The sequence below is a fragment of the Sporosarcina quadrami genome, from assembly GCF_014836615.1.
GTDB lineage: Bacteria > Bacillota > Bacilli > Bacillales_A > Planococcaceae > Sporosarcina > Sporosarcina quadrami.
Window position 1 is genome coordinate 218584 of record NZ_JACSQN010000005.1, and the last position, 14109, is coordinate 232692.

23 protein-coding genes are annotated in these 14109 nt (G+C 41.3%); 3 read left to right on the forward strand and 20 right to left on the reverse strand.

Annotated elements, in window-relative coordinates; translation table 11 throughout:
• From H9649_RS07585 to H9649_RS07650, 14 genes are all read right to left on the reverse strand, one after another.
• Window positions 1-417 carry a RusA family crossover junction endodeoxyribonuclease gene (locus tag H9649_RS07585; RefSeq protein WP_225229735.1) on the reverse strand — a complete coding sequence of 139 codons (417 nt, stop codon included), beginning with the start codon at window positions 415-417 and terminating at the stop codon, window positions 1-3.
• A complete protein-coding gene (locus H9649_RS07590; RefSeq protein ID WP_191694124.1) occupies window positions 417-848 on the reverse strand; it encodes a single-stranded DNA-binding protein in 432 nt (143 codons plus the stop codon). Before H9649_RS07590 ends, H9649_RS07585 begins: the two co-directional genes overlap by 1 nt.
• Complete coding sequence (locus H9649_RS07595) at window positions 845-1231, reverse strand: HNH endonuclease (RefSeq protein WP_191694125.1); 387 nt, start codon at window positions 1229-1231, stop codon at window positions 845-847. The genes H9649_RS07590 and H9649_RS07595 overlap by 4 nt, the downstream gene beginning before the upstream one ends.
• The gene (locus H9649_RS07600) at window positions 1218-1691 is read right to left on the reverse strand and encodes a hypothetical protein (protein ID WP_191694126.1); all 474 of its coding nucleotides are present in this window, start codon (window positions 1689-1691) and stop codon (window positions 1218-1220) included. The genes H9649_RS07595 and H9649_RS07600 overlap by 14 nt, the downstream gene beginning before the upstream one ends.
• Entirely contained in the window at window positions 1688-2920 is a 1233-nt protein-coding gene (locus H9649_RS07605) for a replicative DNA helicase (protein ID WP_191694127.1), read from the reverse strand. The genes H9649_RS07600 and H9649_RS07605 overlap by 4 nt, the downstream gene beginning before the upstream one ends.
• A complete protein-coding gene (locus H9649_RS07610; RefSeq protein WP_191694128.1) occupies window positions 2917-3699 on the reverse strand; it encodes a replication protein in 783 nt (260 codons plus the stop codon). Before H9649_RS07610 ends, H9649_RS07605 begins: the two co-directional genes overlap by 4 nt.
• A 5-nt stretch (window positions 3700-3704) precedes the next feature.
• Window positions 3705-4313, reverse strand: coding sequence for an ERF family protein (locus H9649_RS07615; RefSeq protein WP_191694129.1), 609 nt, complete (start codon window positions 4311-4313; stop codon window positions 3705-3707).
• Window positions 4310-4816, reverse strand: a complete 507-nt coding sequence (locus tag H9649_RS07620) for a host-nuclease inhibitor Gam family protein (protein WP_191694130.1) — start codon at window positions 4814-4816, stop codon at window positions 4310-4312. The genes H9649_RS07615 and H9649_RS07620 overlap by 4 nt, the downstream gene beginning before the upstream one ends.
• Before the next feature lie 265 nt (window positions 4817-5081).
• Window positions 5082-5396: a hypothetical protein gene (locus H9649_RS07625; RefSeq protein WP_191694131.1), complete on the reverse strand. Its 315-nt coding sequence runs from the start codon at window positions 5394-5396 to the stop codon at window positions 5082-5084.
• Window positions 5393-6028, reverse strand: coding sequence for a hypothetical protein (locus tag H9649_RS07630; protein ID WP_191694132.1), 636 nt, complete (start codon window positions 6026-6028; stop codon window positions 5393-5395). The genes H9649_RS07625 and H9649_RS07630 overlap by 4 nt, the downstream gene beginning before the upstream one ends.
• 13 nt (window positions 6029-6041) lie before the next feature.
• On the reverse strand, window positions 6042-6212 hold the full coding sequence (locus H9649_RS07635) for a DUF6906 family protein (RefSeq protein ID WP_191694133.1): 171 nt from the start codon (window positions 6210-6212) through the stop codon (window positions 6042-6044).
• Window positions 6213-6303: 91 nt separating this feature from the next.
• Window positions 6304-6477 carry a hypothetical protein gene (locus tag H9649_RS07640; RefSeq protein WP_191694134.1) on the reverse strand — a complete coding sequence of 58 codons (174 nt, stop codon included), beginning with the start codon at window positions 6475-6477 and terminating at the stop codon, window positions 6304-6306.
• Window positions 6474-6611, reverse strand: coding sequence for a hypothetical protein (locus tag H9649_RS07645; RefSeq protein ID WP_191694135.1), 138 nt, complete (start codon window positions 6609-6611; stop codon window positions 6474-6476). The genes H9649_RS07640 and H9649_RS07645 overlap by 4 nt, the downstream gene beginning before the upstream one ends.
• A gap of 245 nt (window positions 6612-6856) precedes the next feature.
• Window positions 6857-7111 carry a helix-turn-helix transcriptional regulator gene (locus H9649_RS07650; RefSeq protein ID WP_191694136.1) on the reverse strand — a complete coding sequence of 85 codons (255 nt, stop codon included), beginning with the start codon at window positions 7109-7111 and terminating at the stop codon, window positions 6857-6859.
• Between the two features lie 159 nt (window positions 7112-7270).
• Here H9649_RS07650 and H9649_RS07655 point away from each other — a divergent pair, with 159 nt between their 5' ends.
• Together H9649_RS07655 and H9649_RS07660 are read left to right on the forward strand one after the other, a co-directional pair.
• Window positions 7271-7891, forward strand: a complete 621-nt coding sequence (locus H9649_RS07655) for a LexA family protein (protein ID WP_191694137.1) — start codon at window positions 7271-7273, stop codon at window positions 7889-7891.
• 78 nt (window positions 7892-7969) lie between these two features.
• Window positions 7970-9358 carry a recombinase family protein gene (locus H9649_RS07660; protein ID WP_191694138.1) on the forward strand — a complete coding sequence of 463 codons (1389 nt, stop codon included), beginning with the start codon at window positions 7970-7972 and terminating at the stop codon, window positions 9356-9358.
• A 9-nt stretch (window positions 9359-9367) separates the two neighbouring features.
• On the opposite strand, the gene H9649_RS07665 is transcribed toward H9649_RS07660, so the two are convergent.
• The 6 genes from H9649_RS07665 to H9649_RS07690 form a co-directional block, all read right to left on the reverse strand.
• Entirely contained in the window at window positions 9368-10414 is a 1047-nt protein-coding gene (locus H9649_RS07665; protein WP_191694139.1) for a dicarboxylate/amino acid:cation symporter, read from the reverse strand.
• 138 nt (window positions 10415-10552) lie between these two features.
• A complete protein-coding gene (locus H9649_RS07670) occupies window positions 10553-10864 on the reverse strand; it encodes a DUF4870 domain-containing protein (protein ID WP_191694140.1) in 312 nt (103 codons plus the stop codon).
• Between the two features lie 64 nt (window positions 10865-10928).
• Window positions 10929-12164 (reverse strand): beta-N-acetylhexosaminidase, encoded by a 1236-nt coding sequence (gene nagZ, locus H9649_RS07675; RefSeq protein ID WP_191694141.1) that lies wholly within the window; start codon window positions 12162-12164, stop codon window positions 10929-10931.
• 10 nt (window positions 12165-12174) lie between these two features.
• Window positions 12175-12564 (reverse strand): DnaJ family domain-containing protein, encoded by a 390-nt coding sequence (locus H9649_RS07680; protein ID WP_191694142.1) that lies wholly within the window; start codon window positions 12562-12564, stop codon window positions 12175-12177.
• Window positions 12565-12579: 15 nt separating this feature from the next.
• Complete coding sequence (locus H9649_RS07685) at window positions 12580-12810, reverse strand: hypothetical protein (RefSeq protein WP_191694143.1); 231 nt, start codon at window positions 12808-12810, stop codon at window positions 12580-12582.
• Between the two features lie 90 nt (window positions 12811-12900).
• The gene (locus H9649_RS07690; protein WP_191694144.1) at window positions 12901-13383 is read right to left on the reverse strand and encodes a PaaI family thioesterase; all 483 of its coding nucleotides are present in this window, start codon (window positions 13381-13383) and stop codon (window positions 12901-12903) included.
• Between the two features lie 214 nt (window positions 13384-13597).
• Between H9649_RS07690 and H9649_RS07695 the strand changes: the two genes are divergently transcribed.
• Window positions 13598-14044: a hypothetical protein gene (locus tag H9649_RS07695; RefSeq protein ID WP_191694145.1), complete on the forward strand. Its 447-nt coding sequence runs from the start codon at window positions 13598-13600 to the stop codon at window positions 14042-14044.
• Window positions 14045-14109: the final 65 nt, after the last annotated feature.

Genomic DNA, 14109 nt, shown 5'->3' on the forward strand with positions numbered 1-14109 from the left:
TCACAATGTTTGTATTTCGATAAATGCGTATGATCGTTCTGCGTAATGCTTTTCCAGTGTTAGTGAAACTATTTGACTGTCATCCTTCCAGATGATGCCGTTGAGCGCATCTTCAATCCCTTTGCAGTAGTTCGATAGATCAGGACGAGTGACAGGCAACAATATGCCGTCTTCCGCATCCTTTCTCTGCTTCTTAGTCCACGACTGGAGGAATTGCCTGTATATAACCATCCGCACCATAAGAGGGGCTTCCAATGGCTTTTTAGGAGCATGCTCTTTGGCAACTTCCGCGACGTGTTGTTTATAAGCGCTGGATTTGGGAGGGTCATACATTCTGACCCCTTTTCCGATCCTCGTTGCCCTAGGACGACCTTGTGCCACGACTTCGCCAGGTATCTCAAATCTTATAATTTCCATCAAAATGGTAAATCTTCATCCGATACCTCTATCGGCGCGCCCGTGTTTTGGAACGGGTCGTTATCCTGCCTTTGATAGTTTTGTTGATTCTGTTGTGGTGTTTGGCCGTCCTGTCGCTTAGGTTCCAAAAACTGTACACTATCCGCAATTACTTCCGTTGTATAAACCCGCTTGCCATCCTGTCCGTCATAGCTACCTGTTTGAATGCGCCCTTCAACTCCCGCCAAACTTCCTTTGCTTAGGAAATTAGAGACATTTTCAGCCTGTTTGTTAAAACAAACGATTTGTATGAAGTCGGCATCCTTTCCGTCCTGCGTTTTGAATGTCCTGTTTACCGCCAGTGTGAATCTGCAAATAGCCACTCCACCTTGTGAATATTTAAGTTCAGGGTCTTTCGTCAAACGTCCTACCAATACTGTGCTGTTTATCATTTAATCTCCTGCTTTCTCATAAATTCTTCGTATAATCGTTCATCACGTTCTTGAATTAACCGCATTTCGTATAGATCGTGCATGTCGTGGAAGAAGTGGTCGCCGTATGCTTCTTGCCGCATTTCTCTAAGTTCATCCGCAAATTCGCGGTCTACGTGTGCCTTGGTGTGACAGGCGTTACATAGGGGCATCAGATTTCTGTATCCGTTACGTCCTCCTTGCGAACGAAAAACGACATGGTGCATTTCAATGGGCTTGTTGTTACAGATGGTACAACTGTCGCCGTACCAATCCAATGCTTGTTGGTAGTCCGTTTTAGTGATTCGTCCGCGTTGTCCTCTTTTGGGCTTTCGCCTTTTATGATTCGGTTTAGGAAAAAGCATCTTGATACTCCTCTCTGACCTCTTCTTTCATGATTCCTTTTTTGTAATGACAAGCGAGTGATGGGAAATTAATCTCTCTATCTCGCATTTGCCGAAACGTCATATGTCCTTCGTCTTTCGACAACATCGATACATCCATTCTTTTAGATGCATCTGTCACGCCTTCGGGAAACTTGCCGTACTCGGAATAGTAGAATGCTCTGGCAGCTGTTTCACTTTCAGCAAAGATGAATGAGAACACTTCACCATGTTTGGCTGCATAGAGTTTTATATTGTCCACTCCTAACAGATTCATAGACTGCAACTCACGGATCTCCGCTAGATTGAGTTCTACTTTCTTCAAGTCATCGAAATTGCTATCCCTGGTGACGTGACCTTTCTGTATCGCCCAAAATATCGTGTAAGCGAGAAATGGTTCGCTGTACTTGATGGCATCATTCATCTCGTCATATAGATTCACAGTCCAAGTTCGCCTGTCGATTTTTCGTAATGGACAACCGTCTTTCCTGTTTCACCATTTCGATTCTTCGCGAATATCAATTCGAGTTCTTTGTCGTCGTTGTTCTGTGAGTAATAACTATCCCGATAAAGGAACATCACCACGTCTGCATCTTCTTCAATTGAACCTGATTCACGCAGATCCGATAGCATCGGTCGTTTGTCTTGTCGTTGCTCGACAGCTCTTGATAGCTGTGCCAGGCAGATCACCGGACATTCGAACTCTTTTGCGATAGCTTTTAACCCTTTACTGATTTCGCCTACTTGTTGATGCACGTTTCCGTTCATATATTCTGCAGGCTTGATAAGCGTCAAATAGTCGATAAACACGACTGGTTTCTTCCCTGGATGTTCATGCGCAGACTTTCTAATCTTTGTCCGCATTTCCGCGAGCGTTTGTCTTGGCTTGTCATAGATTTGTATTCTCGTCATATCGACTCTGCCGATTGTTTGAACCCAACGATCTTTTTCTGCATCCGTCAAGAACTTGCCTAGGTTTTTAAATTTACCGCGGTCATATCTTCCGACCGATGCCATCAATCTGTCCCGCAATCTTGTAGCGGGCATTTCAAGGCTGAAGACGATTGGTAGTCTGTCGTGCCATCCCGCTTCTTTCGCAAAGTGCAGCATCACGTCCGTTTTACCAACAGACGGACGTGCAGCTATGATGATTAAGTCCGAGTCTTGCCATCCACCTGTAATCACATCGACTGGACTCAATCCTGTTGGTGAACCTTTCTGTTGTTCTAGCACTTCCCAAGCAGATTCATAGATGGGATGTAACAAATTCGTGATGCTATGATGGTCTGTCGTTTTGTCGTTCGATAATTTGCCAAGTTCGCCTGTGATTTGTTCGATGCCCCAGTTTTCTTGTGCAGCCATATGGAGCAAGTTGTTTTTCTCTCGCTCTCTCCACTTGTCCATTACGATTTCCATGTGCTCATCGAACTTGTCCACGTTGCCAGTACGCTCTATTTGCTGCAGATGCGCCGCGCCCCCGATAGAGTCGGGGTTTACTGCTGAGAGTATGCTTATCAAGTCGATTGGCTTGTCTGCGGTGTTGAGTTCTCTGATGGTGGTCAAGAGGGCTTTGTTTCTGCCATCGGTTAAGTGTTCGGGTTGTATGTCTGTCTCTTTGATTAGATATGGCGCTTTTAATATCGAGCCGAGTATTGCATTTTCAGCGATCAATATTCTCTACCTCCTAGATCTGCATATTGAGGTGGTGATACCTGGTTACCTTTGTTTGGTTGTTTACTAGATTTGACTTGCAACACCATCTTGTCGAAGTTTCTGCGAAGTGCTGAAGGTGACAGGATGTTGGTGTGCCAAAAATTATCATCCTGTGACCACTCAATTAGATACTTCACTTGTTCGTAATTTCGGTTATCGCGTTCAATCATAATTCTGATTTCGTCAGACCACTTTTGTAGATTTGCAGGTCTAATATTTTCATTGTTGGCTTTCATCCTTTCGTGTAGAAGGGAAGCCAGTTTATAAAAATCAGAGGTTTCGTCGTAAACTTGTTTAGGACTCATATTCTTGTTGTTAATGTTATTACTGTTATTGTTTGTGTTCATTTGTTGTTCATTTGTTGTTCTTTTGTTGTTCATCTGTTGTTCACCGTCTTGATACTCATGCCAGTTAATCACTGTTACCACGCTATATTTGTTGGTTGTTTTGATGTTCAACATTTGGATTTTTTCTAAAAATTTTAGTTTTCTCCATAGCGTAATGTCGGACAGCTTTTTACTCGCGATAACCCCTTTATTAAACTCTTCAGCCAGTGAAATTCTACCCGTTACAAACTGTCCAGGTGCCAATTCAACAAGAGTGTTTCCTACCATTTGTTGATAGTCTGTATGAGTACATTTCAACAAACAGTGAAGCCACAACTTCAGCAAATCGGAATCAGAATAGATGGCGTTGTCCATCAGTTTTCTGTGTATACTTATCCATCCTCTGCTCATTCACCTCACCCTTCCTGAGATGTCAGATAATCAATAAACTTGCCCGCTTCCTGCTTAGTCAAATCTGCGGATCTCTTTGTAACTCCGAGTGCCTTTTGAGCGTTTTCCCACACCTGCCCTTGACCGATAGAGTCGCGCTTGGCGATGTTGTTCGTCTTCGCCAAGATTGTGTTCAGCTGATTCTGCGTGATGTTGTTATCGGCTTTCGGTTTGGCTGTTGGTTGACTTGCGTTATTGCCGTCGTCATCCTCGTCCGAAGTGATTCCGAATACCGCCGACAAGCTGTAACGCTTGAGATAAGTGACCACACTTCCAGTCGCCTGTGCATCGTTCTTACCAGGCTTCGCAAAGATTGGTTCTGTCTCAATCCACTCTCCGCTGCTGTGCATTAATAGAGTGACAATCCCGACTCTTTCATCTTGATTGACCGGATATTGCAGGAAACTAAGTCCGTGTTTCGGCGCTGTTTCCGTAATAGCTTCCACAACGTTCTCTAATGGCACGTATTTGCTTTTAAAGAAGGGATTATCCTTATCCTTCATAGGTTGTTTAACTTCACCCTGGAAGCCGGATAACGCTTTTGCTAATTCTGCAATGGATTCTGATTTCCTCATTCCGAAACCTCCAATTTGAAAGTAGTCGTTTCCGGTTTAATCTTCACGCCCTCGACAATCTGACCGTTTGCGTCGACGACGTTGTTACCCGCGATAGTGAGCGTCTTTTTCAAATCTCCCCACTTTGCCGATTCTTCGATTTTCAGAAACTCCGTGTATTGGTTCTCTTTAATGAAGGAGAGCAACACATCCTTGTCCGCCAGTTCTGGTTGAGCCTTGCTTGTCGTCGATTTAGATTTGCCGTATGGCGTTGATAACGTCTTGTCACCCGAGCCGTGTAATAGTTGGTATTGGTGGTAGTCGTGTATGCGGTGAGACCAATATTCAACTTCCAATTCATCGGATTTATTGACCTCTTCGAGCCATTTTTTCACACGTTCGATTTCGTCATTTGCGAGTTTTTCGTTTTCCGCAATACGCTTTTTAGCAGGTGCAAGGATCTTCCGAAACACCCAGGACAAAGATTGCAAGTCGGTTATTTCAAACTGCTGTTTTTCTTCCATGTATATTTCCTCCCAATTTGTGATATAGTGGTTGTAAGTTATTTTTGTTTAGCGTCCGATTGCAGTCGGGCGTTTTATATGTGGTCAAAACATTTTCGGAACGCATCCACAAACTTCGCTTTCCGATACGCTTTCTGCCGTGATTTTAGCCAACGTTTGCGACGGGCTTTATGCTTCCTGTTCATCTTCCTCACCTTCCTCCTGCTCTCGCTCCCACTCTAAATACTCAATGGACGGATAACCAAGTCGTAGTGTGCGCTCGATGTCAGGATGGTTCATGTTGTAATGCCTTACTGATATATTCAAATTTGTCGGGATGTGTCGTTTCAAGTTCTGCTAATTCTTCAGCATTAAGAATTGTAAAAAATTGAACGCTATCTACAACCGCTGATAATTCGAATGGATAATCTTCGCCACCGTCATCAGTGACTGCGAACGTTTCAAAAGTCTCGATGAAATCCATATCGACCATGTGGACTCCGTTTTCTCTGATGGCACAAAAACCGATAGTTTCATACAGTTCGTTGTATGATTTTTGCGCATCGGCTAATTTCTGAACTTGCTCGATTGAGAGTTTCAATTCGTTTCCTCCTCGTATTGAGCGTTGGTGTCGTCGGTGACTTTTCCTTTATTACGAACAATATCGATATAGTCAAATCCGCCACCGGTGTATCCCACTGTCTCGTCACCCACGTTTTTTATCTCTCTTGCATAATGAATGCCCACCGAATCAATCATTCCAATCTTCATTCCCACGAAAACCTCTGTCGGCTGTACCGCTTGCAAAAACTCCTGTGGAATCTTAATCTCCAATGCTCGTGCTAGTGCGATAGCTTTACCGATGTCGACGTTGAATACTTCGTCTGGCATGCATTTGGCGATGCCTTTTCCGTACACATGTTTAGTCTGTCTTCCTTTTAACAAGCACACAACTGTTCTTTTATCTGCATTTACAACGAACTCTGCTCCCCAAAAACTTGTGTTTCTTTCACCGCTAAATAGGTGCCTTTCAGAAGCGGATTGCCTCTCCACAAACTCCCTAGCCCGCTGAATCAATTCGGCGCGTTGTTGGTTGGGGGATTTTGTTACTTCACGTATAAAGGCATCCAGACCATCCTTTAGCACCTTTGTATACGCCCGATTCTCCAATTCAATTGTTGCTGATTTGATAGCTTGTAATAATTCTCGATTCGACATTTTGCCAACGTTCATAATGATTTCCTCCCTATATCCAATTTTCACTTCTGATTTCCTTCACCTGTCCCACAAACCTGTGGACGACTTGCCACACATACTCGCCTTTACTGACTACCAACCAATCACTAGATTGCAAGCCTAGCTTGTCCAAATGTTGACGTTCTGCACGGGTCGGTTTACGTCCGATGCGTTTAGTCATTAAAGCTCATCTCCACAGTCGTGACAGACAGTAATTGTTTCATCTGTCCCGCGAACTGGAATCGTTTCACTGTTTTCGTGTGTGCATACATTCATCGTTTCCATCTCCTTTCACGTTCTGCCAAATATCTGATACTATGCGGATGCGATTTCGGATGTGGTTCATGTGGTTCCTTACCAAGTGCCATCCACAAGGCTGTTACGCTACTACCCATGATTGCCGCTACTGGTATGCCTATTGCGGCGATTAGTCCCCATTCGATCATTTGGCTGTCTCCTTCTTTCTTTCCTTGCGAAGCTCTTCAACCAACTTAGGAACCGATGTTTTCATGAAGAACTTCGCCATGCTCTTCCTAGTTTCTGGACTAATATAAACATCATTCGGTTTTTTAGAAGTCATGATGATACCTCCATTTTTGTTTTATATAAACTTTGTAGTTACTATTGGTATAAGCCATTTTTTATAAAATCTTAATCTCCTTCCTTTTTGGTTAATGGTGACTGCGTACGCTTCATCTTCTTCGATAATTTGAACACGCATGCCATTCCATTTGCACGAACGGTAACGTTTGGGTACTCGCACGATATATTCAATCGGCATTCTCTTCACCCCTCACTCCGTGTATTCAATCAATAGTCGATGAATTACACTTCCTCCTTAACTTTCGCGACACGTAAGTCCTTGCTAAAAAAAATAGCCGTGCCTTCTTCCGGTGTTAATTCCAACACGCGATAAATGGAGTTCATCAAATCATGAGAAGGATTGTGGACGCCATTCAACAGATTGCTAATGGTGTGTGACGTGGTACCGATTGCCGCCGCAAAATCCTTTCTGCTTTTAAATCCCTTCAACACCATTTTTGATTCCAGTAATGCCGTGTCGGTTTGTGCTTTTGTCATTATCTTCACCAACCTTTCGCTATACGTAAGTTCATATTAACATGTCGAATTATAGTTTGCAAGCATAAAACGTAAGTTTTTTTGTAGAAAATGAAATATAACTTGCATTTTACGTAAGACTTCCTTATAATAGAGATAACGAAAGGCAGGTGAAGAAAAATGAATTTTGGCGAAAGAGTAAAGCAAGCGAGACTTGAAAGAAAGATGACTTTATTAGAAGTTGCGGAGAGATTAGGAAGAACCGAAGCGACTGTCCAGCGATATGAGAGCGGGAATATCAAAAATCCTAAATCCGACACCATCCAAGAATTAGCGGACGCTTTGAAAGTGTCACCATCATATTTGATGGGTTGGGAAGATAAGTTGCCATCTAACGTACACGCTTTATCTGGGCAGACTGTAAGAATCCCAATACTTGGTTCTATATCGTGCGGAGATCCGTTATTGGCAGAGGAGAACATCAAAGGGTATCGAAATGAATCTGCTGAACTACTTCCTAGTGGAGAACTTTACTACTTAGAAGCAAATGGCGACAGTATGGAACCATCCATACCAAACGGATCCCTTGTGCTTATGAGACGTCAACCAGAAGTCGAGAACGGACAAGTTGCAGCAGTCCTAATTAATGGTGATGAAGAAGCTACCTTAAAAAGAGTTAGAATTCAAAACGGCGATATGATACTTTATCCAGATAACAATAAACATTCGCCAATATTCGTAACTGACAACAATCCGATTCAAATTATAGGGTTGGCCGTGGAAGTAAAATACAAACTTTAATAACTACTAGTAGCGATTAAAAAAAGAGAGCAGCCATCCTCATTCGGACAAGCTGCTCTTTACTATAGGAGGATAAAAGTGGGTACAGCGATTTATAAAAGGGTTAGTACGCATAAACAAGAAGATTTCGGAGTATCACTGAATACGCAACAAGAAAAGCTTCTTGCATATTGTTCTCTTAAAAACCTCGAAAATGTGAAAGAATATATGGATGTGGGTTCAGCTAGGAACACAGACCGTCCAGACTTCCAAAGGCTTATGCGTGACATTAAGACGGGTAAAATACGCAATGTTGTTATATGGCGACTAGATAGGCTCACACGGTCTATATCTGACTTAGACAAGTTGGTTCGTATATTCAATCAATATGGATGCAATCTTCATTCCGCAACTGAAAGCTTGGATACTTCCACAGCTAATGGACGAATGATGGTGAACATCATAGCGATTTTCGCTCAATGGGAATCAGAGTCTATTTCCGAACGCGTATCTGTCAACATGCAGTCTCTAGCAGAGAAAGGCGTGTGGATGTCAGCCGTTCCTTTCGGTTTTGATTTAGGAGAAAATAAACGACTTGTCATTAACGAGAAAGAAGCTTCTGTTTTGCGAGAAGGTTTCAATTTAGTATTACAAGGAGAAAGTTTCACGTCTGCTCAACGCAAAATAAACCGTAAATATAAAACGGACTTCCACAGGAATTATTTGAATAAAAAACTACGTCATGCAACAACTGTCGGTGATATTGAAAGAAACGGTATTATTATTCCGAATACACATGAGCCGATTATCTCCAAAGACGAACAAGCTAAACTATTACAAATTATAGAATCAAATATGAGTGGTCGAAACTCCAACGAATATAAAGACATTTATAGGCGCAAGATTGAATGTCCAGCTTGTAAAAGTACACTCGTCTTAGTTGCACGCAGAAGACCGAACGGAAATCCCTACCATTCTTACACATGCAACAATTGTCACCATTTGGGGAATCCGTTTATTTCTGTTTCTGAAATGAAAATAACTGAAGCTTTTATGAGTTATATGAGGAATATCGAATTTGGAGAGTTGAGCACTGATATTTTAAAGGATGAAAACAAAAACGATGAAGTGAAAGTATTAAAAAAATCACTGAAGGATATTGAGAGCAGAAGAGACAAGCTACAAAGGGCATGGTTGAGTGATTTAATATCAGACGAAGATTTAACTAAATATAAAATCGAAATTGATTTAGAGACGATAGAAATAGAAGAATCCTTATCCAAGCTATCTATACAAAAAACTAGCGTTACCGAAGAAGAAGTGAAAGCCATTACCAAGGAATTCAATCTTCACTTTGATAAATTAGACCAAGAACAAAAAAGAGCGTTCGTGCAGCAACATGTCAAGCGAATATATTTCACACGTAAACTAATGGAGGGGTACAAGAAGATGTACAGCGTGGAGGTCGTGAACGTTGAATTCTTTTGATTATATGTATCATTGTTGTGCGACATTTGGAACACCCGCTGTACCGATGGATGCCAAAATCGTAATGAGTACAACCGTCAATAATTGCATGAATGACAGTTCAAGGCTATAGAACTGTGCGATGAAAATGACGGCAACACCTTGGTAGATGGCTGTTCCATCCATATTAACCGTCGCACCTAATGGCAGTACGAAACTTGATATTTTCTTAGGGACACCTAGATTTTCGTTCGTATTTTTAATGGTGACAGGTAACGTTCCCGCGCTGCTTGCTGTACTGAATGCAACGAGGGCTGCAGGAGATATTCCTTTGAAGAATCGTCTCGGACTCATATTCGCAAATGTCTTTACGGCAGTTGAATAGATGATTAGCGCATGCAATAGACAAGCGATATAGACTGCTAATATAACCTTTAAAAGCGGCAGCAATACTGCAGGTCCATATTGACCGACAACAGGAGCCAACAAGCCTAGTACTCCAATGGGTGCGACTTTCATGACGATACCAGTAATTTTATACATAACTTCCGCGAATCCTTCAAAAAACTTGTAAACTGGTTGCGCTTTTTCACCGACTAAAGTGATCGCCAGACCAAGGAATAGAGCAAAGAAAATAATTTGTAAAATACTGCCGTTAGCTAGTGAAGTAAATGGATTTTCAGGGACGATATTTAAAAGTGTTGTAATGGGGCTTTGCGGATCTTGTGTCGCTGCTTCAGGTGCTACAAGCCCCTCTGTCGATACATTCAAGCCTTTACCTGGTGCAATTGCGTAAGCTACAGCAAGACCGATTGCAATTGCAACAGCGGTTGTAGCAAAATAATAGGCGACTGTTTTAAATCCGATCCTCCCCAATTGCTTTGGATCCGTCGTACTTGCAACCCCCACGACTAATGTAGATAAAATCAACGGAGCAATGATGAATTTAATTAATCTTAAAAATAAATCACCAAACGGTTTAAGGAAATCGATAGAGCTACCGAACACACTTCCGAGAATAATAGCTAAAACAAATGCGATAAAAATTTGTGTGACCAGATTGAATTTGAACTTCATGCTTCTCTCCTTCCGTTTTATAAGTCAGCAGAAAATAACTGCTTACACCATCATATACATACGAAAGCAAGAACATGAATGTAGCCGGATAAATGAAAAAACCCTCTTCCCGCATATACGGGAAAAGGGCCAAACGAATCAGAAAAATCTCTTAACAATCGGGTATTCATAGGTTTCACCTTGTAATGCTTTGACAATACCGATGATCGGCACAATGATGGTCATCAATCCAAATATAATCAGCATTGGAATACCGATAAGAACGATGATCAAAATTCCTGAAATGAATAGCAATGCTCCCATTACTAATTGGAACAGTAAAGCTTGAATGGACAACCTTTTTATCTCAGCGTCCTGAACAAAAAAATAGATAAAAGCAGGTACTAAACAGGGCGCGAAAAATGCACTTGCATGAACTAAAATTTTATATCCCATATTATTGTCTTCCATATGTAAAACCTCCCTCTGCATCTTAACTATAGTATACGGATGGACAGAAAGGAAGTTTCATTTCTTAGCGAATCAGTTCATGAAATTTCTTATTCATTCGATCAATATTTACTTCCTCTTTGGCAGTGTCCTCCATTTTAAATCGCTCTTTCAGTTGTAAAATACGACGGACGCTACTATTAAGTCGCTCTTTTGAAATATCTCCTGATTTAACTGCTGCGTTCAATTTTTCGATTGTTTCCAGTTGGTTATTGTAATCACCTGCGACAAGAAGCAAATCACTCCCCGCAAGAAAAGATTTGAGCGCTGCTTCCGCTACTGTGTAGTCATTGACAATCGCTCCCATTGTCAGATCGTCTGTAATGACAACACCCTCATACCCCATTCTATTTTTTAATAAATCGTTAATAACCTTTTTGGACAGCGATGATGGATTGTCAGCGTCAAGAGCTGGAAAAAGAATATGAGCGACCATAATTACGTCCACTTGTTCCGCTATCGCCTGTTGGAATGGAACAAGTTCTGTTTTTTCTAGTTCATGTAGACTCTTATCAATGACTGGTAATGACTTGTGTGAATCGGTATGCGTATCACCATGTCCTGGAAAATGTTTGACGACCGAGATAACCCCTTGATCGGTAATTCCTCGCCGGACAGCAAGACCAATTTTTGAAACTGTCACGGGGTTCGCGGAATAAGAACGGTCTCCGATAACAGGATTACGCGGATTACTGTTCACATCTAGATCTGGTGCATAATTCATATTGTAGCCGAACGCATTAAGTAGCGTGGCCATATAAACACCACTATCATAAGCGAGTGTTTCATTGTTTCTTTTGCCAATCTTAGCTGCAGAAGGAGATTTTTTTAACCCCTTCGGTAAACGGGAAACTCGGCCTCCTTCTTCATCGACCGAAAGGAATAATGGAATTCCGTATTCTCTATTTGCCTTTTTAGCGTCATTGAGCAATCCGACAATTTGATTTGATGTGGAAATGTTACGGCCTAACAAGATAATACCGCCTATATGATGTTGTTTAATTAACTTGTCGAGCTTATTATTATAAGTCGTGCCTTCCAAGCCAACGATGAGTAATTGTCCAATTTTCTCCTCAACAGTCATGCTAGCCAGTCTTTCTTCTATCGGCGAGACTCTCCATTCTATTTCGCTGTCAATTTGTGCTCTTTCACTGAATGAAATGGATTCCGCTTTGTTATCCACAGGTTTTATGTGAGAACACCCCGTTACGAACAGAATCGAAAACGCGATGACCCAACAAGCATGTTTCATCGCTTTCATTTCGTATTCCTCATTTCCAAAGATTGATTACACGGTCAACCGAATCCAATGTCACTCTTCCTTTGAACATCGGAGGCGGGCAATGCTTATTATGTTCGTTAATTTTTTCATTAACTGCGTTAACTAGATCTGTTAGTTCAGATGATTGACCTTGCGTTTTAATAGCAGAAATCATATGCAATTGCTCTTTGATTTCATGTTGCAGTTTCAACCAGTGAGGTTTATAACCTGCATCATTCGCGATTTTCTGGAAACGTTGAAAGGTATCGCCAGAGAAATACTCTTTTGGCAACGGCTTCCCCTGCCCTTTCAAATTCTCCATGCCGCCTTCTTTTGAATAACTTTTTAAAATATCTCCGATAGGATCATTGTAAAGTGGTATTTTATTGTCTTCAGACATTTAAATCCCCCCGGTTCAGAGTTTCATTAAATCATTTTTACCGCTCGTATAATCGAGTTTCATCTGCTCCAATTCCAATTTCATCTTCTCAGTTTCTATGATGTAATTTTGCTGTTTCAATTTTTCTAGTTCAATTTCTTCTTTTACCATACCAGCTTTCACTTTCAGCATCTTCTGCTTATGTTCTGCAATGATAGCGGTTATCGGTACAGCCATTATGACTGCCATAATCCCGAGTCCAATCATCTTTTCAATCCTCCTATTTCACCATGATCCATTCGAAGACACTAAGATCTGCGCAATCTGAATACTTTGTATAGTTTTCGTGTTTTCTGATTATTTCGTCGTGAATGTCGCTGGCATTACAACACCGACTACTTCACCTGTCGCACATATTTCATCATCCGCAAACACTTCGATAGTCACTTTAAATTTCTTCGGATGGATTTCTTCTACTTTGCCTACTGCTTTTAGAGTAACGCCTTGAGGAGTCGGTTTGACATAATTGACGTTCAAAGAAGCAGTCACAAAACGTGGAACTTCAGCATCATCTCCAGGTTCGTGGCCATTTTTTCTGTAAAGTGCCAATGCACAAGAGCCTGTTCCGTGGCAATCAACCAAGGAAGCGATGATGCCTCCGTAAACGAATCCAGGAATCGCAGTATGCTTTTCCGATGGTTCGAAGTATGTAACCGTTTTCTCGCCTTCCCAACTTGTACGGAAATGATGCCCATCCTCGTTCAATCGGCCACAACCGTAACACCATGCAAAATCGTCTGCATAACCGTCTTGTATTGCATTTTCAACTGTCTTAGTCATTATAATCAACCTCCAAATTTTTCATTCATTCGAATAGTATCATTATAGCATTAATCTGCTAGAATCTCTTTTGCTAAATTCTATTATGACTACGATAATGAATTTACAGTCCTTTCCTGTTGTTAATATTTATCTCTTGTATTACATACCATGAGTACTATTCGCCAACAATACATCTGCGTATACTATACAAACGAGTGACAGGAGGATTTGCATGAAGATAAGAGGACTACTACTCATTGCCCTTATAATCGGCGGAGCTTACGTAATGATGCAGACAATTAATGAAGACAATGAGAAAAGTTTTAATGAGCTGTTTAGTACAATGGGCAGTAACTTCAATTCGCTCATTTTCACTAAGCCCACTACTATTAGCGCGTCTGCAGAAAAGTGGGTAGTCGACGATGAGAAGCAAGTTGATGAACTGATACAGTTTCTGCAAAACTATAAAATCCAGAAGTTACAGTCTACTGAAATAGATTTGAAAGATGAAGTCGATGTGCTCAGCATTGAATTAAAAGATAATGCAGGTAATGGGATTACTATTATGATAGAGGAAAATATTATTATTCAGAATGCAGATTTGTATTATGAAGTCATCGACGGTCCACTTGATGTGAACTGGATTGTGAAGTTCATAGTTAGCAATCAATCATCTTAAGTCTCGACCTCTCGCAAGTATTTGCGAGAGGTTTTTGCTTGGTGCTATGTTTCGTTGCGCCGGCC